Here is a 25,263-nt window from a genome sequence, read left to right on the forward strand (position 1 = left end):
TTTTCAAGGGTTCTGACGCAAGGGTCGAAATATGCCGCTCACCAACGAGCAGAAGAAACAGTACAAGTCCATCGGCCACCACCTGAAACCGGTTCTGATCGTAGCCGAAAACGGGCTGACCGAAGGTGTTCAAGCCGAACTCGAGCGAGCCCTCAACGATCACGAGCTGATCAAGATCCAGTTCCGTCTCGCAGAGCGCGAGGATCGCCGTGCGCTGATGGAAGAGCTTTGCAAGATCGGCAAGTGCGAACTGGTCCAGGTCATCGGCAAGATGGCGCTGGTATATCGCAAGAATCCGAAGCCGAACAAGCAACTGTCCAACATCCACCGCTTCCAGGCCTGAGTTCGGGCGCGGCAGACACCGGCCTGCCGCGCCGCTTAACGCTCGCGCCCCGGAGGCGGCTGCAGGACCAGCATCAGGCCACAGAACGCCATGGCCAGAAAGCTGAAACCGGACCAGTAGAGCGAATCGAACCAGCCGGCTCGCATCAGCATGTGACTGCCAGCCAGCAGCATTGTCGCCACCAGCAACTGCCCGCGGACATCTCGCCACAAGCTGCGAATTCCGCTCGCCTGAATCAGCACCAGCGCCTGCAAGGCAGCGCAGAACGCGGCGAGCCCAACCAGCAACGGCCGCAGACTGGCGCCAATCTCCTCCACCAGCATCGGCGCCAGGCCGATTCGAGCGAGCGCAGGCAACACCAGAAACTGCAACAACCACAGGCCGCCGACCCAGAATGTCTGAGCCAGCTGCCAGGTGATGATACCGGCTCGCGCGGGCTGCCGATCAGATATGGCGAACTTCGACAATCTCGTACTCGATCAGCCCACTGGGCGTCTTGACCGCCACTACACCACCCTCTTCCTTACCAATCAGCGCACGCGCAATCGGTGAACTCACCGACAGCTTGCCCTGCTTGATATCGGCCTCATCGTCACCGACGATCTGGTAGGTCACCTGCTCGTCGGTCTCGACGTTGGCGATATCTACGGTGGTACCGAAGATCACCTTGCCGGTCGGCGGGATGCTGGCGATGTCGATGACCTGGGCATTCTGCAAACGGCCCTCGATATCGCGAACCCGCGCCTCGACCATGCCCTGCTGCTCGCGCGCGGCATGATACTCGGCGTTTTCCTTGAGATCGCCCAGCTCGCGCGCCTCGGCGATCGCCTGGGTGATCTGCGGACGCAAAACGGTCTTGAGATGCTTGAGTTCGTCTTCCAGAGCGCGAGCACCCTGGATGGTCATTGGAAATTTTGTCATGCCTTGAATCCTGCATGGAGATCCTGCAAGCGGCGCACGGTCTTCTCTGGGCCGAACTTGAGCGCCTCACAGATTGCCTGACCACCCGCGATGGTGGTGGTGATGCATATCTTGTGCTGCAGGGCGTTACGACGAATGGAATAAGAGTCGGCGATGGACTGGCGCCCTTCGGTAGTATTGATCACCAGCGTGACTTCGTCATTCTTGATCATGTCGACTACGTGGGGACGGCCTTCGGTCACCTTGTTCACACGACGCACCGGCAGCCCGGCCGCCTCGATGATCCGCGCGGTGCCGGCGGTGGCCACGACTTCGAAACCCAGGCCGACCAGATCACGAGCGACCTGTTCGACGTAAGGTTTGTCGTCTTCGCGCACGCTGAGGAACGCACAACCGGAAGTCGGCAGGATTTCGCTGGCGCCCAACTGAGCCTTGGCGAAGGCTTCGGCAAAGCTGTCACCAACCCCCATCACCTCACCGGTGGACTTCATTTCCGGACCGAGGATGGTGTCGACGCCCGGGAACTTGGCGAACGGGAAGACCGCTTCCTTGACACTGAAGTAGGTCGGAATGATCTCGCGGGTGAAACCGACTTCCTCGAGGGTCTTGCCAGCCATCACGCGCGCAGCCACCTTGGCCAGCGACTCGCCGATGCACTTGGACACGAACGGCACCGTACGCGAGGCTCGCGGGTTGACCTCGAGCACGTAGATGTCCTCGCCCTGCACCGCCATCTGCACGTTCATCAGACCGATCACGTCGAGCTCCAGCGCCATCTTGCGCACCTGCTCGCGGATCTCGTCCTGAATATGCTGCGGCAGCGAATAGGCCGGCAGCGAGCACGCCGAGTCACCGGAGTGAACGCCGGCCTGCTCGATGTGCTGCATGATGCCGCCGATGACCACATCGGTGCCGTCGCAGACCGCATCGATATCCACCTCGATGGCGCAGTTGAGGAAGTGGTCGAGCAGCACCGGGCTGTCGTTGGATACCTGAACCGCTTCACGCATGTAGCGCTTGAGCTCTTCTTCCTCGTAGACGATTTCCATCGCACGACCGCCCAGCACGTAGGATGGGCGCACGACCAGTGGGTAGCCGATGGCCTTGGAAGCAGCGATGGCCTCTTCTTCGCTGCGCGCCGTGGCGTTCTGCGGCTGGCGCAGATTCAGGCGCTGCACCATCTGCTGGAAGCGCTCACGGTCTTCGGCGCGGTCGATGGCGTCCGGGCTGGTACCGATGATCGGCACACCAGCCTCTTCCAGCGCACGGCAGATCTTCAGCGGCGTCTGGCCGCCGTACTGCACGATGACGCCCTTGGGCTGCTCGACACGGACGATTTCCAGCACGTCCTCCAGGGTGACCGGCTCGAAGTACAGGCGGTCGGAGGTGTCGTAGTCGGTGGAGACGGTTTCCGGGTTGCAGTTGACCATGATGGTCTCGTAGCCGTCTTCACGCATGGCCAGCGCGGCATGCACGCAGCAGTAGTCGAACTCGATGCCCTGGCCGATACGGTTGGGGCCGCCGCCGAGGATCATGATTTTCTCGCGGCTCGACGGGTTGGCCTCGCACTCTTCCTCGTAGGTCGAATACATGTAGGCGGTGTCGGTGGCGAACTCGGCAGCGCAGGTATCGACGCGCTTGTAGACCGGTAGCACCTTGAGCTTGTGACGATGGCTGCGCAGGTTCTTCTCGGTGACGCCCAGCAGCTTGGCCAGGCGCGCATCGGAGAAGCCCTTGCGCTTGAGCCTGTACATCATGTCGCGGTCGATGCTGGACAGGCCCAGGGTCTTGACGTGCTCCTCGTCCTTGACCAGGTCCTCGATCTGTACCAGGAACCAGGGGTCGATCTTGGTCAGGGCGAACACGTCTTCGACGCTCTTGCCGGCGCGGAAGGCGTCGGCCACGAACCAGATGCGGTCGGCGCCCGGAACGGTCAGCTCACGCTTGAGCGTGCTTTCCGCCTCGGCATCAGCGAGGTTCAGCTTGGGGTCGAAACCGGTGGCACCGACTTCCAGGCCACGCAGGGCTTTCTGCATGGACTCCTGGAAGGTGCGACCGATGGCCATGACTTCACCGACCGACTTCATCTGGGTGGTCAGGCGCGCGTCGGCCTTGGGGAATTTCTCGAAGGCGAAGCGCGGCACCTTGGTCACGACGTAGTCGATGGCCGGCTCGAACGAGGCCGGGGTACGTCCGCCGGTGATGTCGTTGGAAAGCTCGTCGAGGGTATAACCAACAGCCAGCTTGGCGGCGATCTTGGCGATCGGGAAACCGGTGGCCTTGGAGGCCAGCGCCGAGGAACGCGACACGCGCGGGTTCATCTCGATCACCACCATGCGGCCGGTGTCCGGGCAGATACCGAACTGCACGTTGGAGCCGCCGGTTTCCACGCCGATCTCGCGCAACACCGCCAGCGAGGCGTTGCGCAGGATCTGGTATTCCTTGTCGGTCAGAGTCTGGGCCGGCGCCACGGTGATGGAGTCACCGGTGTGCACGCCCATCGGGTCGAAGTTCTCGATGGAGCAGACGATGATGCAGTTGTCCTTCTTGTCGCGGACCACCTCCATCTCGTACTCCTTCCAGCCGATCAGCGACTCGTCGATCAGCAGCTCGCTGGTCGGCGACAGGTCCAGGCCGCGGGCACAGATCTCTTCGAACTCTTCACGGTTGTAGGCGATACCGCCGCCAGTACCACCCATGGTGAACGACGGGCGAATGATGCAGGGGAAGCCGACCTTGTCGAGCACGCCATAGGCTTCTTCCATGTTGTGCGCGATACCCGACACCGGGCAGGCCAGGCCGATGTTCTTCATCGCCTTGTCGAAGCGCGAGCGGTCCTCGGCCTTGTCGATGGTGTCGGCGTTGGCACCGATCATTTCCACGCCGAACTTCGCGAGCACGCCATGCTTTTCCAGGTCCAGCGCACAGTTCAGCGCAGTCTGGCCGCCCATGGTCGGCAACAGTGCGTCCGGACGCTCCTTCTCGATGATCTTGGCCACCGTGGCCCACTTGATCGGCTCGATGTAGGTGGCGTCGGCCATGGCCGGGTCGGTCATGATGGTGGCCGGATTGGAGTTCACCAGGATGACGCGGAAGCCTTCTTCCTTGAGCGCCTTGCACGCCTGCGCACCGGAATAGTCGAACTCGCAGGCCTGACCGATGACGATGGGCCCGGCGCCGAGGATGAGGATGCTTTTGATGTCTGTACGTTTTGGCATTTTCGTTACTCGAATCCTTAGGTCAGTCGGCGAGTCATCTTGAGAGTTACTGCGCGCCGCCTGGGCTGCGTTGCGCGGTACTCACTTCCTCGCCGTACTACCTGTACTGTCTCGTCGTTGCGTTCTGGGCGCCTTGCCCAGACCGCGCTCGCTACACTCTCAAGACGGCTCGTTTACTGTCGCTTGGCCATGGCTTCGATAAAACGGTCGAACAGCGGCGCGACGTCGTGCGGACCCGGGCTCGCCTCGGGGTGACCCTGGAAGCTGAAGGCCGACTTGTCGGTACGCTCGATGCCCTGCAGGGTGCCGTCGAACAGCGACTTGTGCGTCGCGCGCACGTTGGCCGGCAGGCTGGCTTCGTCCACGGCGAAGCCATGGTTCTGACTGGTGATCATCACAACGCCGGTCTTGAGGTCCTGCACCGGATGATTCGCGCCGTGGTGGCCGTTGGGCATCTTCACGGTCTTGGCGCCGGAGGCCAGGGCCAGCAGCTGGTGGCCGAGGCAGATGCCGAACACCGGAATGTCGGTCTCGAGCACTTCCCGGATCGCCTTGATCGCGTAGTCGCAGGGCTCGGGGTCACCCGGGCCGTTGGCCAGGAAGATACCGTCCGGATTCAGCGCAAGGGCTTCGCTGGCAGGCGTCTGCGCCGGCAGCACGGTGACGCGGCAACCGCGAGCGACCAGCATGCGCAGGATGTTGTACTTCACGCCGTAGTCGAAAGCGACGACGTGGTACGGCAACTCGCTGGCCGGGATCTCGGCATGGCCGTCATCCTTCAGGCACCAGACGCTGGAACGCCACTCGTAACGCTCCTTGACGCTGACTTCCTTCGCCAGATCCATGCCCTTGAGGCCCGGAAAGCTACGCGCCAGTTCCAGCGCCTTCTCTTCGGTAGCATCTTCCCCTGCCAGGATGCAGCCGTTCTGCGCGCCCTTTTCGCGAAGGATGCGCGTCAGGCGGCGGGTATCGATACCCGCAATGGCGACGGTACCGTTAGCCTTCAGATAGTCGGGCAGCGACTGCTTGTTACGCCAGTTGCTGGCCAGTAGCGGCAGGTCACGAATGACCAGGCCGGCGGCCCAGACCTTCCACGACTCAGCGTCTTCCGGCGTCGTCCCGGTGTTGCCGACGTGCGGATAGGTCAGTGTCACGATCTGCTTGGCGTAGGAGGGATCGGTAAGGATTTCCTGATAGCCGGTCATGGCGGTATTGAACACCACCTCACCAATGGTATGCCCATCGGCGCCGATGGATTCGCCGCGAAAGATGCTGCCGTCGGCAAGGGCCAGAATGGCAGGCGTAAGGGCTGGCTTAGTCAAGAGACCTCCCGTAGATCAAGGCTGGAGCAGACGCAGATTGTAAAAAAGCGGGATGACGTGTGAAGGTCATCCCGCTTTTTGTTTGATTCATTTCTGCGCAACTTTTAGTGGACACACTAAAGCGGGAAGCTTACATAAAACCGCCTTTACGGTCCAGCCGAAATAGCCAGCAAGCGCACCCGAACGGGGCGCAGCGCTGCCACACCGCGCAGAAATATCATTTCAGACCAAGCACATCCTGCATGTCGTAGAGCCCGGAGGGCTTCTCGTCGAGCCAAAGCGCCGCACGCACGGCACCCTTGGCAAAGGTCATGCGACTGGAAGCCTTATGGGTGATCTCCACTCGCTCGCCGTCCGCCGCGAACAGCACGGTATGGTCACCGACCACATCGCCAGCGCGTACCGTGGCGAAGCCGATGGTTTCGCGCTGACGCGCACCGGTCTGCCCTTCCCGACCATAGACAGCAACCTTCTGCAGGTCACGCCCCAGCGCCTCGGCGACGACCTCACCCATGCGCAGCGCAGTACCGGAAGGCGCATCGACCTTGTGCCGGTGATGCGCCTCGATGATCTCGATATCGACCTCGTCTCCCAGCACTCGCGCGGCCGTATCCAGCAGCTTGAGACAGAGGTTGACGCCGACACTGAAATTGGCGGCGAAGACGATCGGAATGTCCTTTGCCGCCGCAGCGAGACGGTCTTTCTCTTCAGGCGAAAATCCGGTGGTACCGATCACCATCGCCTTGCCGGCACGCCGGCAGACTTCAAGATTCTTCAGGGTCACCGAGGGATGGGTGAAATCGATCAGCACGTCGAACTCGTCCACGGTCCGAGCAAGCTCACCGGTCAGGGGCACACCCAGGCGACCGATGGCCGCCAGCTCGCCGGCATCGGCACCGACGAGAGTACTGTCCGGCCGATCGATGGCTGCCGTCAGACCCGCGACACCGCCGGTCTGCTGCACCGCTTCGATCAGGGTCTTGCCCATGCGTCCGGCGGCGCCGGTCACTGCAATACGTCGCATCAAATCAGCTCCAGGCTGCAGGCCTCAGGCGGCAGACGCAGGCATCAAGCCTGTCACCCACCACCCGCGGCCGTCTGTCATACATCACCGAAAAAGCGCTTCATACCCTCGAACCAGCCACTGGCCTTGGGCGAATGGGAGGTGTCGCCCTGCAGCGTGCCACGAAACTCCTCGAGCATCTCGCGCTGACGCTTGCTCAGGTTGACCGGTGTTTCGACCACCACGCGACACATCAGATCGCCTGCCGCGCCGCCACGCACCGGGGCCACACCCTTGCCACGCAGACGGAACTGCTTGCCGGTCTGGGTGCCTTCCGGGATCTTCAGCTTGACCCGACCATCAAGGGTGGGAACTTCCAACTCACCGCCCAGCGCCGCATCGGCAAAGCTGATCGGCACTTCGCAGTACAGATGCTTGCCGTCACGCTGGAAAATCGCGTGCTCGCGGACGTTGACCACCACATACAGGTCGCCAGCCGGGCCACCCTGGGTGCCCGCCTCGCCTTCGCCGGACAGGCGAATGCGGTCGCCGGTATCCACCCCTGGCGGCACCTTGACCGAGAGTGTCTTCTGCTCTTCCACGCGCCCCTGCCCATGGCAACTGCTGCACGGATCGGAAATCATCTTGCCGCTGCCGTGGCAGCGCGGGCAGGTCTGCTGCACCGAGAAGAAGCCCTGCTGCATGCGCACCTGACCGATGCCACCGCAGGTGGTACAGGTCACCGGGCTGGTGCCCTTCTTCGCGCCGGTGCCATCGCAGGGCTTGCACTCGACCAGAGTCGGCACGCGAATGGTGACCGTGGTGCCACGCACCGCCTCTTCCAGGTCCAGCTCCAGCGTATAGCGCAGATCGCTGCCACGCTGGGCGCCGCCACGGCCACCGCCGCGACCGCCATTGAAGAAGTCACTGAACACATCGCCGAAGATGTCGGAGAAATTGGCGCCGCCATACCCCGCCCCAGCCGCGCCCGCCCCCATCTGAGGATCGACGCCGGCATGCCCGTACTGATCGTAGGCAGCCCGCTTGCTCGGGTCGGAGAGCACTTCATAGGCCTCGTTGGCCTCCTTGAAGGCGTCCTCAGCCGCCTTGTCCCCCGGATTGCGGTCGGGGTGATGCTTCATCGCAAGACGTCGATAAGCCTTTTTCAGCTCCGCCTCGCTGGCACCGCGCTCGACACCCAGCACCTCATAAAAATCGCGTTTGGCCATAACTATCCTGAACCCTCAATTTCATGCCTTCCAGACACGCCGACGCGGGAGCAAGCCCCCGCGTGGCGGTCGCGCCCGCCCCGGACAGCGTCGGGGCGAGCTGGAGCGGAAGCAAGCCAGGGCTTACTTGTTGTCCTTGACCTCTTCGAACTCGGCATCGACCACGTCGTCACCCGGCTTGCCCTGCTCGCCGGCCGACTGGGCCTCGCCTGCCTGGGCCTGCTCGGCGTACATCTTCTGCGCCACCGGAGTCGAGGCCTGGGAAACCGCGGCGATCTTGGCTTCGATTTCGGCCTTGTCGTCGCCCTTGATGGCCGCCTCCAGCTCGCCGAGCGCCTTCTCTATCGCCGCCTTGTCCTCATCGCTGGCCTTGTCACCGGCTTCGGTCAGCATCTTGCGGGTGGCGTGAACCAGCTGATCACCCTGGTTGCGCGCTGTCGCCAGCTCTTCGAACTTGCGGTCTTCCTCGGCATTGGCCTCGGCATCGCGGACCATCTGCTCGATCTCCTCCTCGGACAGACCCGAGTTGGCCTTGATCACGATGGACTGCTGCTTGCCGGTGGCCTTGTCCTTGGCGGACACGTGCAGGATGCCGTTGGCGTCGATGTCGAACGTGACCTCGATCTGCGGCATGCCACGCGGGGCCGGCGGGATCTCGGCCAGGTCGAAACGACCCAGCGACTTGTTCTGCGCCGCCTGCTTGCGCTCACCCTGCAGCACGTGAATGGTCACGGCGCTCTGGTTGTCGTCGGCAGTGGAGAACACCTGCGACTTCTTGGTCGGGATGGTGGTGTTCTTCTCTATCAGCGGCGTCATCACACCACCCAGGGTTTCGATACCCAGGGTCAGCGGAGAGACGTCCAGCAGCAGCACGTCCTTGACGTCGCCGGCCAGTACCGCGCCCTGAATGGCAGCGCCCATGGCGACGGCTTCGTCCGGATTGACGTCCTTGCGTGCTTCCTTGCCGAAGAACTCGGCGACCTTCTGCTGCACCAGCGGCATGCGGGTCTGACCACCGACCAGGATCACGTCGTCAATTTTGGAAACGTCGACACCGGCATCCTTCAGCGCGATACGGCAAGGCTCGATGGTGCGCTGCACCAGATCCTCGACCAGCGCTTCCAGCTTGGCGCGGGAGATCTTCACGTTCAGGTGCTTCGGACCGGTCGAGTCTGCGGTGATGTACGGCAGGTTGACGTCGGTCTGCTGGCTGGAAGACAGCTCGATCTTGGCCTTCTCGGCGGCTTCCTTCAGGCGCTGCATGGCCAGCGGGTCGCCCTTGAGGTTCATGCCGGTTTCTTTCTTGAACTCGTCGACAAGGTAGTCGATCAGGCGAATATCGAAGTCTTCACCACCGAGGAAGGTGTCACCGTTGGTGGCCAGCACTTCGAACTGGTGCTCGCCGTCGACTTCGGCAATCTCGATCACCGACACGTCGAAGGTACCGCCACCCAGGTCATAGACGATCACAGTGTGGTCGCCCTTGGCCTTGTCCATGCCATAGGCCAGCGCCGCCGCGGTGGGCTCGTTGATGATGCGCTTGACGTCCAGGCCGGCGATGCGACCGGCATCCTTGGTAGCCTGGCGCTGACTGTCGTTGAAGTAGGCCGGAACGGTGATTACCGCTTCGGTCACCGGCTCACCGAGATAGTCCTCGGCGGTCTTCTTCATCTTCTTCAGGATTTCCGCGGAGATCTGCGGCGGCGCCATCTTCTGGCCATTCACCTCGACCCAGGCGTCGCTGTTGTCCGCCTTGACGATCTTGTAAGGGACCATCTGGATGTCTTTCTGCACCACTTCTTCGTCGAAGCGGCGGCCGATCAGACGCTTCACCGCGTACAGGGTGTTGTGCGGATTGGTCACTGCCTGACGCTTGGCCGACTGGCCAACCAGGATCTCGCCATCGTTTGCATACGCGATGATCGACGGAGTGGTACGGCCGCCTTCGGCGTTTTCAATAACCTTGGCCTTGCCGTTTTCCAGAATCGAGACACAGGAGTTGGTGGTCCCCAGGTCGATACCGATGATCTTGCCCATTTAATCGCTCTCCAAATTTCGATTGGTCCGCGCCTGTCTACCGGCTGCGGGTAACACAAAAACGCTTGGCTACCAGATGGGGGTGGGTAACCGGATTTCAAGCCTTCTCGTCGATGGAAGGCGGCGCCTCGGCCGGCGCCTTGCTGACCACGACCATTGCCGGACGCAGCAGGCGGCCGTTGAGCAGATAACCTTTCTGGAACACCTTGAGCACGCTGCCTGGCTCGACATGAGTACTTTCTTCCATGGCCATGGCCTGGTGATGCTCGGGATTGAACGGCTCACCATGGGGATCCAGCTGTTCCAGCTGGTGACGCGCCAGGGTATCGAGCAGCAGCTTGAGGGTCAGTTCGACGCCCTCGCGCATCGGCTTGACGGCTTCATCGTCCGGATTGGAAAGCTCGAGACCGCGCTCCAGGCTGTCGGCAACGCCCAGCAGGTCACCGGCGAACTTCTCCAGCGCGAACTTGTGCGCCTTTTCAATATCCTGCTCGGCGCGCCGGCGGATGTTCTGCAACTCCGCCGCCACCCGCAAGGACTGATCCTGCGCAGCAGCCAACTGCTCTTCCAGCGACTGCACGCGAGCCGCCAGATCCTCGGCTACGTCCGCTTCCGAATGCTCAGGCGCTTCCGGGTTCTGGTTATCCAGGTTCTGCTCGTCGGCCATGGGCCCTCCTCTCTGCACGATCAGCGGGCGGCAAACCCGCGCTTGTGCCGCTATATGGGGGCAGGAAAAACCGGGTTCAAGGGTACGAAGCAAAGTGCAGCCAGCGAAATGACAGGCAACCGCACATTCATCCTTCAGAGCTTGTAGCAAGCGCGAAAACCACTGTATAAATAGCCAGCCACGCAACCCGGGAGCCTTTGTCATGCTGGTTCATCTATCGGTTCACAACTACGCCATCGTCGAACACCTGGACCTCGAGCTGAAGCGAGGCATGAGCGTAATCAGCGGCGAAACCGGCGCCGGCAAGTCGATCATGCTCGACGCCCTCGGCCTGACGCTGGGCGACCGCGCCGACAGCAGCGTGGTGCGGATCGGTGCAGACAAGGCGGACATCCTCGCCAGTTTCGACCTGGACGATATTCCCGATGCTCGCGCCTGGCTGGCCGAACGCGACATGGAAAGCGATGGCCCCTGCATCCTGCGGCGCGTGATCACCGCCGAAGGCCGCTCGCGTGGCTATATCAACGGCACACCCTGCCCACAGGGCGATCTCAAGGCCCTGGGTGAACTGCTGATCGACATTCACGGCCAGCATGAGCACCAGTCGCTGCTGAAGACCGACACCCATCGCCGCCTGCTCGACGAGTACAGCGGCAGCCAGGAACTGGCGCGACAGGTACAGCTGGCTGCACAGCGCTGGCGGCAGACCCGCCAGACACTGGAGCGACTGAGCAATAGTGGCGACGAACAGCGCGCACGCCACCAGTTGCTCAGCTATCAGCTGGAGGAGCTGGAGAACCTGGCGCTGGGCGAGAACGAACTGGAACAGCTGGAGCAGGAACACAAGAACCTGGCCAACGCCGGGCAGTTGCTCGGCGCCTGCCGCCAGGTCATGGACCTGTGCAGCGAGAGCGATGCCGGCAACGTACTGTCGGCACTGACCAGTAGCCTGCAACGCCTGACAGCCTTCCAGAACCAGCCGCAAGCCCTGACCGAAGCGGTCAACCTGCTGGCCAGCGCGCAAATCCAGGTCGAAGAAGCCATCGGCGAACTGAATCGCTTCGTCGATCACTTCGATGCCGATCCCGAGCGTCAGCAGGCGCTGGAAGAACGTCTGGACACTATCTATACCCTGGCGCGCAAGCACCGTGTACAACCGACCGAACTGCCCGGCCTGCACCTGCAACTACTGGAAGAGCTGGAGAGCCTCAACGCCGATGACGAGGCCGTCGAGCGCCTCGGCGAAGAGCTGGCCGCCTACGCTCGCCACTACGAAGAAAAGGCCGGCGAACTCAGCCGCATGCGCCAGGCCGCGGCCGAGCAGCTGGCGAATTCGGTGGAACTGGAGATTCAGCGCCTGGGCATGCCCGGCGGCCGATTCAGCGTGCAGCTCAAGCGCGCAGCGGACGGCGAATACATGCCCTACGGACTGGAGCAGGTGGAATTCCTGGTCAGCGCCAACCCGGGCCAGCCACTGCGCCCGCTGGCCAAGGTCGCGTCGGGCGGCGAACTGTCGCGCATCAGCCTGGCGATCCAGGTGATCACCGCGCAGACCTCTCGCGTTCCCACCCTGGTATTCGATGAAGTCGATGTCGGCATCGGCGGCCCGACCGCCGAGATCGTCGGCCAACTGCTGCGCCGGCTTGGCGAACGCGGCCAGGTCCTGACCGTCACCCATCTGCCACAGGTCGCCGCACAAGGGCATCATCACCTGTTCGTGCACAAGGCCCGCGGCACCGACGAAACCCGCACCGCCGTTACCGAACTGGATCAGGCCGGGCGCGTCGAGGAAATCGCACGGATGCTCGGCGGCGTCGACCTCACCGAGCAATCGCTGGCGCATGCCCGGCAGATGGTCACCTCTGCGCAGGCATGACACCTCCGGCGGACAGGCACAAAAAAGGCGGCCCGCAGCCGCCTTTTAACGCACCGTCGGATCAGTCCTTCTTGCGCACGTAGAGCACCAGATTGTGATCCACCAGCTCGTAGCCGTGGCGCTTGACGATTTCCTTCTGCAGCTTCTCGATCTCGGAATCGAAGAATTCGATGACATCGCCGCTATCGACGCAGACCATGTGATCGTGATGCCCGCTGTCGGCCAGTTCGAAGACGGCGTGACCACCGTCGAAGTTGTGCCGAACTACCAGGCCGGCCGCCTCGAACTGCGTCAGCACGCGATAGACCGTAGCCAGCCCGACATCCTCACCGGCCTCCATCAATGCCTTGTAGACGTCCTCGGCACTCATGTGACGGCGGTCCGTCGTGTCCAGCATCTGCAGGATCTTGACCCGCGGCAGGGTTACCTTGAGACCAGCTTTACGTAGTTCGCTATTTTCGACCATGGTTGGCTTTCTCGCTGCTGCTGTTTCGCAGCCTCCTTCAATACGGGTATGATCCGGGTTCTTTGCCCAGCCAAGATAGTGGAAGTCACCCACCGATGCAAAACACCAAGCTCATGCTGACCAGCCTTACCTTCGCAGGGCTGTTCGCACTCGCCGGTTGTTCATTTCCCGGGGTTTACAAGGTCGACATTCAACAGGGCAATGTCGTCACGCAGGACATGATAGACCAGTTGCGCCCCGGAATGACCCGCCAGCAGGTGCGGTTTATCATGGGCAACCCGCTGATCACCGACACCTTCCACGCCAACCGCTGGGACTACCTGTACAGCATCCAGCCCGGCGGCAGTGCACGCCAGCAGGAGCGCGTCAGCCTGGTGTTCAACGCGAACGACCAACTGGCAGGCCTGGCCGGCGATTTCATGCCCGGCGTAAGTCGCGACGAGCAGATCCTTGGCCGCGATGCACAGGCCCCGGCCACTGCGCCTGCAGCCAAGCCAAGCCAGCCAGAAGAACGCCCTGCGCCCGGCTCGCTGCTGGAGCAGATCCAGCGTGAAGTGGACGAAGCCGAACCCGTTCCGGTACCGATTCCCGAACCACTGGAAACCGAATAAAACAACGCCCGGCAAGTCCGGGCGTCTTTTATTTAACAGGCTTGGCTCAGGCGTCGTCGGACTTGTTCTTCGCCGCCCGCGCGGCACGCTGCTTGCGTACTTCCTTCGGGTCGGCGATCAACGGCCGATAGATTTCCACACGCTCCCCCTCCTCGAGCGTGCGCTCCTCGGGCTTCGCCACGGCCTTGCCGAAAATGCCCAGCGGCGCAGCAGCGAGGTCGAGCCCAGGAAAATCCGCATCCAGCCCCGAACGCAGCGCAGCCTCGCGCATGCTGGTACCGGCGGGCACGGTCATCCGCAAAAGCTTCTGCCTGTCGGCCAGGGCATAGACCACTTCGACCGCAATCGACTGCTTATCCATAAAGCTGTTTCGCCCGTTCACAGAAGGCATCCACCAAGGTGTTGGCAGCCTGGTTGAATAGCGGCCCGAGCGTCGCCTTGACCAGCGGCCCGGCATAATCGAAGGTCAGATCCAGGCTGATCTTGCAGGCTTTCTCGCCCAATGCCTTGAATTCCCAGATGCCGTGCAGGTGACTGAACGGCCCCTCCTCCAGGGTCATTTCGATCCGCCTGCCGAGCTCCAGCGCATTGCGTGTCATGAAGCGCTGGCTGAGCCCGGCCTTGGCTACCGTCATGCTGGCGTGCATCTCGGTCTCGCTACTGGAAAGCACCTCGGTCGCGGAACACCAGGGAAGGAACTGCGGGTAGCTGGCTACGTCGTTGACCATGTCGAACAGCGCCTGCGCCGGATACGGCAGTAGCGCGGAACGTTGAATGTGCGTCGTCATGCGGACCTTCTACGTCGTCGTTTCATTGCGCGCCACCTGAAAAGCCCGGCGCAGCCAGCCCGCAACCGCAGTTCGAGTCATTTTCAGAGACCCCGGCGCGGCGCAAGGCGGGCACATTGTCGGGGATTAGCGGCCGCCCCTCAAGTTTCTGCCGCTGGCGCTCGTGCGGGCTGTCGCCAGCCGCAGCGGGACTCCCTATAATGCGACCCCTATGGCCAAACAGAAGAAACAGTCCCCCGGGACCATCGCGCTGAACAAGAAAGCGCTACACGATTACTTCATCGAGCAGAAGTTCGAGGCGGGCCTCGTGCTGGCCGGCTGGGAAGTGAAAAGCATGCGCGCCGGCAAGGCGCAGCTGGTCGACAGCTACGTGCTGCTCAAGGATGGCGAGGCCTGGCTGATGGGCGCGCACATCACGCCGCTGACCAGCGCCAGCACTCACGTCATCGCCGACCCGACCCGCACCCGCAAGCTGCTGCTGAACAAGCGCGAGCTGGGCAAGCTGTTCGGTGCCGTGCAGCAGAAGGGCTACGCCTGCGTCGCGCTGTCGCTGTACTGGAAGAAGCACATGATCAAGTGCGAGATCGCGCTGGCCAAGGGCAAGAAGGAATTCGACAAGCGTCACACCGAGAAGGAACGCGATTCCGATCGGGAGATTCAGCGCGCGATGCGCACCAAGGGCAAGGATGACTGACACTCGCGGCGGTGTCCTCCGGGCTACCTGAGGGGCACCGGGTCGCGGTCTTCCGAGCCTGCATCCGCTGCCGGCTCGCCCCTTACTCCCCCGCCGACACCCTTTCCCCCTGCCGGCGCTGCGCGCGCGCCAGCCGCTGGGCTTCCTGCTGCCCTTCGGCAAGCACATCCTGCACGTAGTTGATATGACGATGAATGACTTCTCGGGCCTCCTCGGCCCGCCGAGCCATGATCGCTTCGTATAGCTCCCGGTGCTGGCTCATCAACATGTCCCGCGTTTCGTCACGCAGGGCGTACATGCCGCCGATGTTGGTCACCACGTTGCGCTTGAGCAGGTCGAACAGGCCGCGAATGGTGTGCAGCAGCACAGCGTTGTGGCTGGCTTCGGCGATGGCCAGGTGGAACTGGGCATCAGCGGCCCCTTCCTCGGCGCGACTGACCTTGCCTTCCCGGGTATAGCATTCCTGCAATGTCGCAAAGGCTTCGGTGAGGCGCTTCTGGTCCACCTGGGTCGCACGCAGCGCCGCGTAGTAGGCACAACTGCCTTCCAGCGTATGGCGGAACTCCAGGAGGTCACGCTGTGCATCGTTGTTGTTTTCCAGCAAATGCAACAACGGGTCGCTGAAGGTAGAACCCAGCGACTCGGCGACAAAGGTACCGCCACCATGCCGACTGATCAGCAAGCCCTTGGCGGCGAGCTTCTGGATCGCCTCGCGCAGGGATGGCCGCGAGACACCGAAGCGCTCGGCCAGGGCACGCTCTGCCGGGAGCCGTTCGCCCGCCTTGAGCGTCCCCTCCAGAATCATGGTTTCCAGCTGCGCGACGATATCGTCGGCCAGCCGCCGCTGACGCACCACACCTACGTCCATACGCACCCTCGAATGGTCTTACCAATCTGGGATGCTAGCGCTCGCCCCAAGCCCGCACAAGGCCGGGCGCTCCGACCAAAGTCTAAACCCATCCGATTGACGGCCCCGGGTGCAGCTCTTACGCTGGCCTCTCCCTTCTGTAAATTGGTATTACCACTTTACAGAAGAGCCTAACAATAAGAGGACTCAGCATGAGATCTGTGCACAACAACTATTCCACGGTCCGCTCAGGGCCCCATTCGAACCGAACCGCAGGGGACGCCTGACATGTCCAACGGACTGCTCGCACTTATCGCCTTTACACCCATTCTGCTCGCGGCCGTCATGCTGATCGGCCTGCGCTGGCCCGCCAGCCGCGCCATGCCGCTGGTCTATCTATTCACCGCAGCCATCGGGCTATTCGTCTGGGACATGAGCGTCACCCGGATCATCGCCTCAACGCTGCAAGGCCTGGTAATCACACTCGGCCTGCTATGGATCATCTTCGGTGCGATCCTGCTGCTGAACACCCTGAAGCACTCCGGCGGCATTACCGCCATCCGTGCCGGCTTCACCACCATCAGTCCCGACCGCCGCATCCAGGCCATTATCATCGCCTGGCTGTTCGGCTGCTTCATCGAGGGCGCCTCCGGCTTCGGCACCCCGGCCGCCATCGCCGCGCCGCTGCTGGTTGCCGTCGGCTTCCCGGCGATGGCAGCGGTCCTGCTCGGCATGCTGGTGCAGAGCACGCCGGTTTCCTTCGGCGCAGTCGGCACACCGATCGTCGTGGGCATCAATAGCGGCCTGGACACCGCGACCATCGGCGCGCAGCTGGCGGCACAGGGTTCCAGCTGGAACATTTTCCTGCAGCAGATCACCAGCAGCGTCGCGATCACCCATGCCATCGTCGGCACCGTGATGCCGCTGGTCATGGTGCTGATGCTGACGCGCTTCTTCGGCAAGGAAAAGAGCTGGAAAGCCGGCTTCGAAGTGCTGCCGTTCGCAATCTTCGCCGGCCTGGCCTTTACCCTGCCCTATGCCGCCACCGGCATCTTCCTCGGCCCGGAATTCCCGTCGCTGCTGGGCGGCCTGGTCGGCCTGGCGATCGTCACCACTGCGGCCCGCTTCAACTTCCTGACGCCGAAGACCACCTGGGACTTCGCCGATGCGAAGGAATGGCCGGCCGAATGGCTGGGCACCATCGAAATGAAGCTGGACGACATGACCGCACGTCCGATGAGCGCGCTGCGCGCCTGGCTGCCCTATGTACTGGTAGGCGCCCTGCTGGTCATCAGCCGCGTCTTCCCGCAGGTTTCCGCCGCGCTGAAATCGGTATCCATCGGCTTTGCCAACATCCTCGGCGAAGCGGGCGTCAGCGCCGGCATCGAGCCACTGTATCTGCCGGGCGGCATTCTGGTCGCGGTGGTGCTGGTCACCTTCTTCCTGCACGGCATGCGCCCCGCAGAACTCAAGGCCGCGGTGAAGGAATCCGGTGGCGTCTTGCTCAGCGCTGGCTTCGTCCTGCTGTTCACCGTGCCGATGGTGCGGATCCTGATCAACTCGGGCGTCAACGGTGCCGAGCTGGCAAGCATGCCGATCGTCATGGCGCGCTACGTCGCCGACAGTGTGGGTGGCATTTACCCGCTGCTGGCACCGTCGGTGGGCGCGCTGGGTGCTTTCCTAGCCGGCTCCAACACCGTCAGCAACATGATGTTCAGCCAGTTCCAGTTCGGCGTCGCGCAGTCGCTGGGGATTTCCGGGGCGATGGTGGTCGCCATCCAGGCCGTCGGTGCTGCGGCAGGCAACATGGTTGCGATCCACAACGTGGTTGCCGCTTCCGCCACGGTGGGCCTGCTTGGCCGCGAAGGCTCCACGCTGCGCAAGACCGTATGGCCTACCCTGTACTACGTGCTCTTCACGGGGGTAATCGGCCTGATCGCCATCTACGTGCTGGGTGTCACCGACCCACTGGTCGGGGTATAAGAAACAGAAACAGAACCGTGCCCCCGCCTGGGGGCACGGTTGCATTCCAGAAACCGCATTTATGCGGATAACCGGGCCAACCCGGAGACCAAGCCGATGAGCGAACTTTTCTACGATGCCGCGCCGAACGCCACCCGCGTCGCGCCGCCACTGCCAAAGCCCCGCGAGTACCCTGCCAAGCCGAGCCAGGTCTACCTGTTCGGTACCTGCGTGGTCGACCTGTTCTATCCAGAGGCTGGCCTGGATGCCATCCGCCTGCTCGAACGCGAAGGACTGACCGTGCACTACCCACAAGGCCAGACCTGCTGCGGTCAGCCGGCCTACACCACCGGCTACACCGACGAGGCACGCAAGGTTGCCCGGGCACAGCTGGAACTGTTCGCCCAAGACTGGCCGGTGGTTGTCCCATCGGGTTCCTGCGCTGGAATGCTGCGCCACCATTACCTGGATCTGTTCAAGGACGAGCCACAGACCCTCAAGAAGGCCCAGGCGCTGGCCGAGCGCACCTTCGAGCTGGCCGAATTCCTGCTTAACGTCTGCAAGGTCGAGCTCAGGGATGCCGGCACGCCGACCAAGGTCGCGCTGCACACTTCCTGCTCGGCCCGGCGCGAGATGAACACCCACCTGCATGGCCGCGCCCTGCTCGCCCAGCTGGGCCAGGTCGAGCGCGTCGAACATGACCACGAGAGCGAATGCTGCGGCTTCGGCGGCACCTTCAGCGTGCGCATGCCCGACATCTCCGGCGCCATGGTGCTGGACAAGACCCGCGCGCTGAAAGAGTCCGGTGCGTATCAGGTCATCAGTGCCGATTGCGGCTGCCTGATGAACATCAACGGCTCCCTGGAGAAGCAGCGCGAAGCCCTGCGCGGCCAGCATCTGGCGAGCTTCCTCTGGCAACGCACCGGAGGTGCCCGATGAACGCCGAACAGCGCATCCCAGCGATACAGATCGAGAACGCCGGCGACCCGGATTTTCGCGCCCGCGCACGCGCGTCCCTGAAGGACGACCAGCTGCGGCGCAACTTCCGCACCGCCATGGACTCGCTGATGACCAAGCGTGCCGCGGCCTTCAGCGATGCCGACGAACGCGAGCGGCTGCGCGAGATGGGCAACCGTATTCGCGCCCGTGCACTGTCCAGGCTGCCCGAACTGCTCGAGCGGCTGGAAGCCAACCTGACCCGCAACGGTGTGAAGGTGCACTGGGCGGAGACGGTGGAGGAAGCGAACAACATCGTCCTCGAGATCGCCCGCGCGCGTGATGCGAAGCAGGTGATCAAGGGCAAATCGATGGTCAGCGAAGAGATGGAGATGAACCATTTCCTCGAAGGCCATGGCATCGAGAGCCTGGAGTCGGACATGGGCGAATACATCGTCCAGCTCGACCATGAGAAGCCCTCCCATATCATCATGCCGGCGATCCACAAGAATGCCGGCCAGGTCGCGTCGCTGTTCCACGACAAGCTCGGCGTGGAATACACCAAGGACGTCGACCAGCTCATCCAGATCGGGCGCCGCACGTTGCGGCAGAAGTTCTTCGAAGCCGACATCGGCGTCTCCGGGGTCAACTTCGCCGTGGCCGAGACCGGCACCCTGCTGCTGGTGGAGAACGAAGGCAACGGTCGCATGAGCACCACGGCACCGCCGGTGCACATCGCCGTCACCGGGATCGAGAAGGTCGTGGAGAACCTGCGTGACGTGGTGCCGCTGCTGTCTCTGCTGACCCGCTCGGCGCTGGGCCAGCCGATCACCACCTACGTCAACATGATCTCCGGCCCGCGCAAGCCCCACGAGCTGGACGGCCCGCAGGAAGTGCATTTGATCCTGCTGGACAACGGCCGCAGCCAGGCCTTCGCCGACAGCGAGCTGCGCCAGACGCTCAACTGCATCCGCTGCGGCGCCTGCATGAACCATTGCCCGGTGTATACCCGCGTCGGCGGCCATACCTACGGTGAGGTCTACCCCGGCCCGATCGGCAAGATCATCACTCCGCACATGGTCGGCCTGGACAAGGTGCCGGATCACCCCAGCGCCTCCTCGCTGTGCGGCGCCTGCGGCGAAGTCTGCCCGGTGAAGATCCCGATTCCGTCCATCCTGCGGCGCCTGCGTGAAGAGAACGTCAAGGCGCCGGACGATCCGCACAAGGTCATGCGCGGCCAGGGCAGCAAGTATTCGCAAAAGGAACGGCTGATCTGGGCCAGCTGGCGACTGCTCAACACCAGCCCCACGCTGTACCGCCTGTTCGGCTTCTTCGCCACCCGCCTGCGCGCCCTGACGCCGTCGAACGTCGGACCCTGGACGCAGAACCACAGCGCACCGAAACCAGCTGCCCGCTCGCTGCACGAGCTGGCCAAGGAACACCTGGAGGGCAAGCGATGAGCGCCAAGGCCAACATTCTCGCCAAGCTGAAGAAGAGCCTGGAAGGCACCACGCCGATCGCGGATGACTACGACGAATCGCTGGTTACCCAGCCGTGGAGCTACGCGCCGGAGCAGCGCATCGCCCGTCTGCGCCAGCTGATGGAAGCGGTGCACACCGAGATCCACCTGAGCAGCGACGCCGGCTGGCCCGCCCTGCTCGAGCAACTGCTGCACGACCGCCAGCTGCCGAGCCTGCTGATCGCGCCGACCACGCCGTACGGCCAGCGCTTTGCCGAGCATTGCGCCGGCCGTGAGGGCCTGCCGACGCTCAAGGCCTACGACCGTCCTGTCGAGGAGTGGAAGGCAGAGCTGTTCGACGACACCCCGGCGAGCCTCACCGGCACCCTCGGTGCCATCGCCTCCACCGGCAGCCTGATCATGTGGCCGACCCGCGAGGAGCCGCGCCTGATGAGTTTGGTGCCGCCGGTGCATTTCGCCATCCTCAGGGCCAGCGAAATCCACGACAACTTCTACGAGATCCAGCAGAAGTTCCAGTGGGCCGCCGGCATGCCGACCAATGCGCTGCTGGTTTCCGGCCCGTCGAAGACCGCCGACATCGAGCAGGTGCTGGCCTACGGTGCCCACGGGCCTAAGGATCTGGTCGTACTGATCCTGGAGGACGCATGAACGCGGCCGCGCAAATCGAACGCGCGCCTTTGCCAGCCGCGTTCCTCCGCGAAGTCGAACGCCTGATCCCGGTCGAGCGCCGCTTCGACGACCCGCTCTCGACCCTGGCCTTCGGCACCGATGCAAGCTTCTACCGGCTGGTGCCCAAGCTGGTGGTGCGCGTCGAGTCCGAAGCCGAGGTGATCGCGCTACTCAGGCTGGCCCATGCGCAAAACGTCCCGGTGACCTTCCGCGCCGCCGGTACCAGCCTGTCTGGCCAGGCGATTTCCGACTCGGTGCTGATCGTGCTCGGCGACAACTGGAACGGCCGCGAGATTCGCAACGGCGGCGCGCAGATCCGCCTGCAACCGGGCGTGATCGGCGCCAATGCCAACGCCATGCTCGCGCCATTTCAGCGCAAGATCGGCCCTGATCCAGCCTCGATCAACGCAGCCAAGATCGGCGGCATCGTCGCCAACAATTCCAGCGGCATGTGCTGCGGCACGGCGCAGAACACCTACAAGACCCTTGCCGGCCTGCGTGTCGTATTGGCAGACGGCACCGTGGTCGACAGCGAAGATGCAGCCAGCGTCGCCGCCTTCCGCCAGAGCCACGCGACTCTGCTCGATCAGTTGGCCGAATTGGGCCGCGAAACCCGCGCCAATACCGAACTGGCGACGAAGATCCGCCACAAGTACCGCCTGAAGAACACCACCGGCTTCTCGCTCAATGCGCTGGTCGATTACGACGAGCCACTGGACATCCTCAACCACCTGATGGTCGGCTCCGAAGGCACCCTGGGTTTTATCAGCGCGGTGACCTACGACACCGTGCCGGACCATCCGCACAAGGCCAGCGCGCTGGTCGTCTTCCCCGACGTGGAAACCTGCTGCCTCGCCGTACCGGTGCTCAAGCAGCAGCCGGTGTCGGCGGTTGAGCTGCTCGACCGCCGCAGCCTGCGCTCGGTCGAGCACAAGGCCGGCATGCCCGAGTGGGTGAAAGAGCTGTCGCCAACTGCCTGCGCACTTCTGATCGAATCCCGTGCGGCCAGCCAGTCGCTGCTGCACGAGCAGATCAACCTGATCATGACCTCCATCGCGCACTTCCCGGTAGAGAAGCAGGTCGACTTCAGCGAAGACCCGGTGGTCTACAACCAGCTGTGGAAGATCCGCAAGGACACCTTTCCGGCGGTCGGCGCTGTGCGCCAGACCGGCACCACGGTGATCATCGAGGACGTCACCTTCCCCGTCGAGCGCCTGGCCGAGGGCGTCAACCGGCTGATCGAGCTGCTCGACAAGCACCGCTACGACGAGGCGATCCTCTTTGGCCACGCGCTGGAGGGCAACCTGCACTTCGTCTTCACCCAGGGCTTCGACGATCCGGCGCAGGTCGCCCGCTACGAAGCCTTCATGGGCGAAGTGGCGCAGTTGGTCGCCGTCGAATTCGGCGGCGCGCTCAAGGCCGAACACGGCACCGGGCGCAACATGGCGCCCTTCGTCGAGCTGGAATGGGGCAGCGAAGCCTACCAGCTGATGTGGAAGATCAAGCGTCTGCTCGACCCCACCGGCATCCTCAACCCGGACGTGGTGCTCTCCGAAGACCCGGACATCCACCTGAAGAACCTCAAGCCGATGCCGGCTGCCGACGAGATCGTCGACAAATGCATCGAGTGCGGCTTCTGCGAGCCGGTCTGCCCATCCAACGGCCTGACCCTCACGCCGCGCCAGCGCATCGTGATCTGGCGCGATATCCAGGCACGCAAGCGCGCCGGCGTCGACACCACGGAAATCGAACGCCTCTATCACTATCACGGCATCGACACCTGCGCCGCCACCGGCCTCTGCGCGCAGCGCTGCCCGGTCGGCATCAACACCGGCGACCTGGTGCGCAAGCTGCGCGGGCGCGAGGCGAATAGAACCGGTACCGCCAACTGGCTGGCTGAGCATTTCAGCACCGCCGTGCAGGGCACCCGCTTCATGCTGCATGTCGCCAACGGCGCGCACCTGATTCTGGGCACCCGCAATATGGCGAAGCTGTCGGCAAGCATGACCCGCGCCAGCATGGGTCGCGTACCGCAGTGGACGTCGGCTACGCCGCAACCGCTGCAACGCCTGCACCTACCCAAGCCGACGGCGCAGGACGAGCGCCCGCGGGTGGTCTATCTGGCTGCCTGCGTCTCCCGTGCGATGGCGCCAGCCGCGAGCGACCAGGAGCAGGAGCCGCTGCTCGACAAGACCCGCAGCCTGCTGGAAAAGGCCGGCTACCAGGTGATCTTCCCCGAGCAGCTGAACGACCTGTGCTGCGGCCAGCCGTTCGCTTCCAAGGGTTACGCCGAACAGGGCGAACGCAAGCGCCAGGAGTTGCTCGATGCACTGCTCAAGGCCAGCCGTGGCGGGCTCGACCCGATCTACTGCGACACCAGCCCCTGCACCCTGCGCCTGGTCCAGGGCCTGACCGACCAGCGTCTCGATCTGTACGATCCGGTGCGTTTCATTCGCAGCCACCTGCTCGACAAACTGGACTTCGTTCCGCAGGACAAACCGATCGCTGTTCACGTCACCTGCAGCACCCAGCATCTGGGCGAAGCGCAGGCGCTGATCGACATTGCCCGCCGCTGCGCCAAGGAAGTCGTGGTCCCCGAAGGCATCCATTGCTGCGGTTTCGCCGGCGACAAGGGTTTCACCACGCCGGAGCTGAACGAGCATGCGCTGCGCAGTCTGAAGAATGCCGTGCAAATCTGTGAGGAAGGCATCTCCACCAGTCGCACCTGCGAGATCGGGCTGTCCCGTCATGGCCAGATCGACTATCACGGGCTGGTCTATCTGGTGGATCGCGTAACGCGCAGCAAAACAGCCACGCAACAGCCCTGACCCGGGCATTACGGCCCCGCTCAGCGCAGCGGGGCCGTTTCGTTTGTGGCGCTTCGATGAACGCTCACGCGCAATCGCAGTCGGAATTTCAGAGCCCCTGACGGGTTCGATTCGACTCGGCGCCGCCGTTTCAACAGTTACCAGGCAGCCCCGGGAAGTCCACAAGACTGGAGGACCCACAATGAAAGTTCACGCACTGCTCGCATCCGCGGTACTGCTCGCCAGCCCCGCCGTCTTCGCCCAAGACGACCTGTGCCAGCTCAACCTGCAGGAAATCGACGACAACATGGCCACGAACGCCGTCACCATGGGTGAGCCGACCCAGAGCCAAGTCGACGAATACGTCAAAAAGGCCCGCCAAGCCCAGCAGTCTGGCGACATCGAGGCCTGCATCGCGCACTCCACCAAGGCCCTGCAGGAACTGAAAGGCCCGGGCAGCTCCGGCAGTGGCGGCACCAGCGGCTCTGGTTCCGGCGCCGGCAACTGAGCCAGGCGCGGCGGGATCGCAAGAGCGATGATCCCGCCGCAACCACCTGTACACTTTTTGATCAGCATGATTAAAAACTGATCGACACATCGTAAAGATCGCCGTACACTCGCGCCCAGCACCACAAGCGTCACCAGGGGCCGATTAGGATTCGACGCCGGTAACAAAACTTGAGGGGCATGCCGAGTTGGTAACAGAACTCGTAAATAAACTGTTGCAAACTTATAGTTGCCAACGACGACAACTACGAAGGGTACGCGCTAGCCGCCTAACCTTCATCTGGTAGCTTCGGCTCCAGCGGTCACTAGGGGATGCCTGTAAACCCGAACTGACTGTCAGACAGAACAGGATCGCCGCCAAGTTCGCTGTAGACGTAACGGCTAAAACTCATACGGCTCGCTCCAAGCACCCTGCCAATCGGGCGGCGCGGAGTTAACTCAGTAGATCTGGCTAAGCATGTAGAACCGATAGCGGAGAGCTGGCGGACGGGGGTTCAAATCCCCCCGGCTCCACCAATTCAACACTGAAACCCGTCTAGAACGCGGGTTTCAGGCCAGATTTGATGGCATTGGATTACTCACAGTCCGTCTGTGAATCCAAAAGGTATGCCATCATGTCCAAGCGCCAAAGCAAAACAGGTGTTCCGCACCTCGTCTATCAAGCCAACACTGGCTTCCAGTACTACCTCACATTCCCGAAGCATTTCGCGGCCAACCCGAAACTGCCTGCGCAAATCCGGTGGTCGCTCAGCCACGACGAAGCGCTTGCCCGCGACCTTGCGAGGTATATGAACACGGCTTTCGAGCAGTTCCTTGCCAAGGCGACCGAGCACTATGTCGAGCTCTTTTCTGACCGACTGTTGGCTGACCTTCAAAGGTT

22 protein-coding genes, 1 other RNA gene and 1 pseudogene are annotated in these 25,263 nt (G+C 63.0%); 12 read left to right on the forward strand and 12 right to left on the reverse strand.

Annotated elements, in window-relative coordinates; genetic code table 11:
- Positions 1–31: 31 nt before the first annotated feature.
- Positions 32–343, forward strand: coding sequence for a ribosome assembly RNA-binding protein YhbY (gene yhbY, locus B597_RS28910; protein WP_003293229.1), 312 nt, complete (start codon positions 32–34; stop codon positions 341–343).
- Between the two features lie 35 nt (positions 344–378).
- Here the strand turns inward: yhbY and B597_RS28915 are convergent, their stop codons facing one another.
- The 8 genes from B597_RS28915 to grpE all read right to left on the reverse strand — a co-directional run bounded on the left by B597_RS28915 (position 379) and on the right by grpE (position 10,740).
- The gene (locus B597_RS28915; protein WP_003293231.1) at positions 379–810 is read right to left on the reverse strand and encodes a hypothetical protein; all 432 of its coding nucleotides are present in this window, start codon (positions 808–810) and stop codon (positions 379–381) included.
- Positions 788–1,264 carry a transcription elongation factor GreA gene (gene greA / locus B597_RS28920; protein WP_003293232.1) on the reverse strand — a complete coding sequence of 159 codons (477 nt, stop codon included), beginning with the start codon at positions 1,262–1,264 and terminating at the stop codon, positions 788–790. The genes B597_RS28915 and greA overlap by 23 nt, the downstream gene beginning before the upstream one ends.
- On the reverse strand, positions 1,261–4,482 hold the full coding sequence (gene carB, locus B597_RS28925; RefSeq protein ID WP_003293234.1) for a carbamoyl-phosphate synthase large subunit: 3,222 nt from the start codon (positions 4,480–4,482) through the stop codon (positions 1,261–1,263). The genes greA and carB overlap by 4 nt, the downstream gene beginning before the upstream one ends.
- 173 nt (positions 4,483–4,655) lie before the next feature.
- Entirely contained in the window at positions 4,656–5,804 is a 1,149-nt protein-coding gene (gene carA, locus B597_RS28930) for a glutamine-hydrolyzing carbamoyl-phosphate synthase small subunit (RefSeq protein WP_003293236.1), read from the reverse strand.
- Between the two features lie 217 nt (positions 5,805–6,021).
- A complete protein-coding gene (gene dapB, locus B597_RS28935; protein ID WP_003293239.1) occupies positions 6,022–6,828 on the reverse strand; it encodes a 4-hydroxy-tetrahydrodipicolinate reductase in 807 nt (268 codons plus the stop codon).
- A gap of 77 nt (positions 6,829–6,905) precedes the next feature.
- Positions 6,906–8,036, reverse strand: a complete 1,131-nt coding sequence (dnaJ, locus tag B597_RS28940) for a molecular chaperone DnaJ (protein ID WP_024161745.1) — start codon at positions 8,034–8,036, stop codon at positions 6,906–6,908.
- 123 nt (positions 8,037–8,159) lie between these two features.
- Entirely contained in the window at positions 8,160–10,073 is a 1,914-nt protein-coding gene (dnaK, locus tag B597_RS28945; RefSeq protein ID WP_003293240.1) for a molecular chaperone DnaK, read from the reverse strand.
- 97 nt (positions 10,074–10,170) lie between these two features.
- Entirely contained in the window at positions 10,171–10,740 is a 570-nt protein-coding gene (gene grpE, locus B597_RS28950) for a nucleotide exchange factor GrpE (protein WP_003293242.1), read from the reverse strand.
- Positions 10,741–10,942: 202 nt separating this feature from the next.
- Here grpE and recN point away from each other — a divergent pair, with 202 nt between their 5' ends.
- Entirely contained in the window at positions 10,943–12,616 is a 1,674-nt protein-coding gene (gene recN, locus B597_RS28955) for a DNA repair protein RecN (RefSeq protein ID WP_003293244.1), read from the forward strand.
- A gap of 61 nt (positions 12,617–12,677) precedes the next feature.
- Here recN and fur read toward each other — a convergent pair whose 3' ends face one another.
- The gene (gene fur, locus B597_RS28960; protein ID WP_003293245.1) at positions 12,678–13,082 is read right to left on the reverse strand and encodes a ferric iron uptake transcriptional regulator; all 405 of its coding nucleotides are present in this window, start codon (positions 13,080–13,082) and stop codon (positions 12,678–12,680) included.
- 95 nt (positions 13,083–13,177) lie between these two features.
- On the opposite strand from fur, the gene B597_RS28965 reads away from it, so the two are divergent.
- Complete coding sequence (locus B597_RS28965) at positions 13,178–13,693, forward strand: outer membrane protein assembly factor BamE (protein ID WP_003293247.1); 516 nt, start codon at positions 13,178–13,180, stop codon at positions 13,691–13,693.
- 46 nt (positions 13,694–13,739) lie between these two features.
- Here the strand turns inward: B597_RS28965 and B597_RS28970 are convergent, their stop codons facing one another.
- Together B597_RS28970 and B597_RS28975 are read right to left on the reverse strand one after the other, a co-directional pair.
- On the reverse strand, positions 13,740–14,054 hold the full coding sequence (locus B597_RS28970; protein ID WP_003293248.1) for an RnfH family protein: 315 nt from the start codon (positions 14,052–14,054) through the stop codon (positions 13,740–13,742).
- Positions 14,047–14,481: a type II toxin-antitoxin system RatA family toxin gene (locus B597_RS28975; RefSeq protein ID WP_003293249.1), complete on the reverse strand. Its 435-nt coding sequence runs from the start codon at positions 14,479–14,481 to the stop codon at positions 14,047–14,049. Before B597_RS28975 ends, B597_RS28970 begins: the two co-directional genes overlap by 8 nt.
- A gap of 211 nt (positions 14,482–14,692) precedes the next feature.
- Between B597_RS28975 and smpB the strand changes: the two genes are divergently transcribed.
- Positions 14,693–15,175, forward strand: coding sequence for an SsrA-binding protein SmpB (smpB, locus tag B597_RS28980; protein ID WP_003293251.1), 483 nt, complete (start codon positions 14,693–14,695; stop codon positions 15,173–15,175).
- An 82-nt stretch (positions 15,176–15,257) separates the two neighbouring features.
- Here smpB and B597_RS28985 read toward each other — a convergent pair whose 3' ends face one another.
- The gene (locus B597_RS28985) at positions 15,258–16,043 is read right to left on the reverse strand and encodes a GntR family transcriptional regulator (protein ID WP_024161746.1); all 786 of its coding nucleotides are present in this window, start codon (positions 16,041–16,043) and stop codon (positions 15,258–15,260) included.
- A 267-nt stretch (positions 16,044–16,310) separates the two neighbouring features.
- Here B597_RS28985 and B597_RS28990 point away from each other — a divergent pair, with 267 nt between their 5' ends.
- The 8 genes and pseudogenes from B597_RS28990 to B597_RS0223100 form a co-directional block, all read left to right on the forward strand.
- A complete protein-coding gene (locus B597_RS28990) occupies positions 16,311–18,005 on the forward strand; it encodes an L-lactate permease (protein ID WP_003293255.1) in 1,695 nt (564 codons plus the stop codon).
- Positions 18,006–18,101: 96 nt separating this feature from the next.
- Positions 18,102–18,923: a (Fe-S)-binding protein gene (locus B597_RS28995; protein WP_003293258.1), complete on the forward strand. Its 822-nt coding sequence runs from the start codon at positions 18,102–18,104 to the stop codon at positions 18,921–18,923.
- Positions 18,920–20,380 carry a LutB/LldF family L-lactate oxidation iron-sulfur protein gene (locus B597_RS29000; protein ID WP_003293259.1) on the forward strand — a complete coding sequence of 487 codons (1,461 nt, stop codon included), beginning with the start codon at positions 18,920–18,922 and terminating at the stop codon, positions 20,378–20,380. Before B597_RS28995 ends, B597_RS29000 begins: the two co-directional genes overlap by 4 nt.
- Positions 20,377–21,048, forward strand: coding sequence for a LutC/YkgG family protein (locus tag B597_RS29005; protein ID WP_003293261.1), 672 nt, complete (start codon positions 20,377–20,379; stop codon positions 21,046–21,048). The genes B597_RS29000 and B597_RS29005 overlap by 4 nt, the downstream gene beginning before the upstream one ends.
- Positions 21,045–23,897 carry an FAD-binding and (Fe-S)-binding domain-containing protein gene (locus B597_RS29010; protein ID WP_003293262.1) on the forward strand — a complete coding sequence of 951 codons (2,853 nt, stop codon included), beginning with the start codon at positions 21,045–21,047 and terminating at the stop codon, positions 23,895–23,897. The genes B597_RS29005 and B597_RS29010 overlap by 4 nt, the downstream gene beginning before the upstream one ends.
- A 181-nt stretch (positions 23,898–24,078) precedes the next feature.
- The gene (locus B597_RS29015) at positions 24,079–24,384 is read left to right on the forward strand and encodes a hypothetical protein (protein WP_003293264.1); all 306 of its coding nucleotides are present in this window, start codon (positions 24,079–24,081) and stop codon (positions 24,382–24,384) included.
- Positions 24,385–24,520: 136 nt separating this feature from the next.
- Positions 24,521–24,899, forward strand: a transfer-messenger RNA (tmRNA) gene (gene ssrA / locus B597_RS46240).
- Positions 24,900–24,997: 98 nt separating this feature from the next.
- Positions 24,998–25,263 (forward strand): annotated as a pseudogene (locus tag B597_RS0223100) (recombinase XerD); the annotation flags it as partial.

It is taken from the genome of Stutzerimonas stutzeri KOS6 (genome assembly GCF_000307775.2).
Taxonomy (GTDB): domain Bacteria; phylum Pseudomonadota; class Gammaproteobacteria; order Pseudomonadales; family Pseudomonadaceae; genus Stutzerimonas; species Stutzerimonas stutzeri_B.

Bases quoted from the DNA above. Each gene is read 5' to 3' on its own strand.
- B597_RS28975 (WP_003293249.1), bottom strand. From the start codon at position 14,481: ATGACGACGCACATTCAACGTTCCGCGCTACTGCCGTATCCGGCGCAG.
- dnaJ (WP_024161745.1), bottom strand. From the start codon at position 8,036: ATGGCCAAACGCGATTTTTATGAGGTGCTGGGTGTCGAGCGCGGTGCC.
- dapB (WP_003293239.1), bottom strand. From the start codon at position 6,828: ATGCGACGTATTGCAGTGACCGGCGCCGCCGGACGCATGGGCAAGACC.
- grpE (WP_003293242.1), bottom strand. From the start codon at position 10,740: ATGGCCGACGAGCAGAACCTGGATAACCAGAACCCGGAAGCGCCTGAG.
- B597_RS28970 (WP_003293248.1), bottom strand. From the start codon at position 14,054: ATGGATAAGCAGTCGATTGCGGTCGAAGTGGTCTATGCCCTGGCCGAC.
- yhbY (WP_003293229.1), top strand. From the start codon at position 32: ATGCCGCTCACCAACGAGCAGAAGAAACAGTACAAGTCCATCGGCCAC.
- greA (WP_003293232.1), bottom strand. From the start codon at position 1,264: ATGACAAAATTTCCAATGACCATCCAGGGTGCTCGCGCTCTGGAAGAC.
- B597_RS29010 (WP_003293262.1), top strand. From the start codon at position 21,045: ATGAACGCGGCCGCGCAAATCGAACGCGCGCCTTTGCCAGCCGCGTTC.
- B597_RS28985 (WP_024161746.1), bottom strand. From the start codon at position 16,043: ATGGACGTAGGTGTGGTGCGTCAGCGGCGGCTGGCCGACGATATCGTC.
- B597_RS29005 (WP_003293261.1), top strand. From the start codon at position 20,377: ATGAGCGCCAAGGCCAACATTCTCGCCAAGCTGAAGAAGAGCCTGGAA.
- B597_RS28965 (WP_003293247.1), top strand. From the start codon at position 13,178: ATGCAAAACACCAAGCTCATGCTGACCAGCCTTACCTTCGCAGGGCTG.
- fur (WP_003293245.1), bottom strand. From the start codon at position 13,082: ATGGTCGAAAATAGCGAACTACGTAAAGCTGGTCTCAAGGTAACCCTG.
- dnaK (WP_003293240.1), bottom strand. From the start codon at position 10,073: ATGGGCAAGATCATCGGTATCGACCTGGGGACCACCAACTCCTGTGTC.
- B597_RS29015 (WP_003293264.1), top strand. From the start codon at position 24,079: ATGAAAGTTCACGCACTGCTCGCATCCGCGGTACTGCTCGCCAGCCCC.
- recN (WP_003293244.1), top strand. From the start codon at position 10,943: ATGCTGGTTCATCTATCGGTTCACAACTACGCCATCGTCGAACACCTG.
- B597_RS29000 (WP_003293259.1), top strand. From the start codon at position 18,920: ATGAACGCCGAACAGCGCATCCCAGCGATACAGATCGAGAACGCCGGC.
- B597_RS28995 (WP_003293258.1), top strand. From the start codon at position 18,102: ATGAGCGAACTTTTCTACGATGCCGCGCCGAACGCCACCCGCGTCGCG.
- B597_RS28990 (WP_003293255.1), top strand. From the start codon at position 16,311: ATGTCCAACGGACTGCTCGCACTTATCGCCTTTACACCCATTCTGCTC.
- smpB (WP_003293251.1), top strand. From the start codon at position 14,693: ATGGCCAAACAGAAGAAACAGTCCCCCGGGACCATCGCGCTGAACAAG.
- carB (WP_003293234.1), bottom strand. From the start codon at position 4,482: ATGCCAAAACGTACAGACATCAAAAGCATCCTCATCCTCGGCGCCGGG.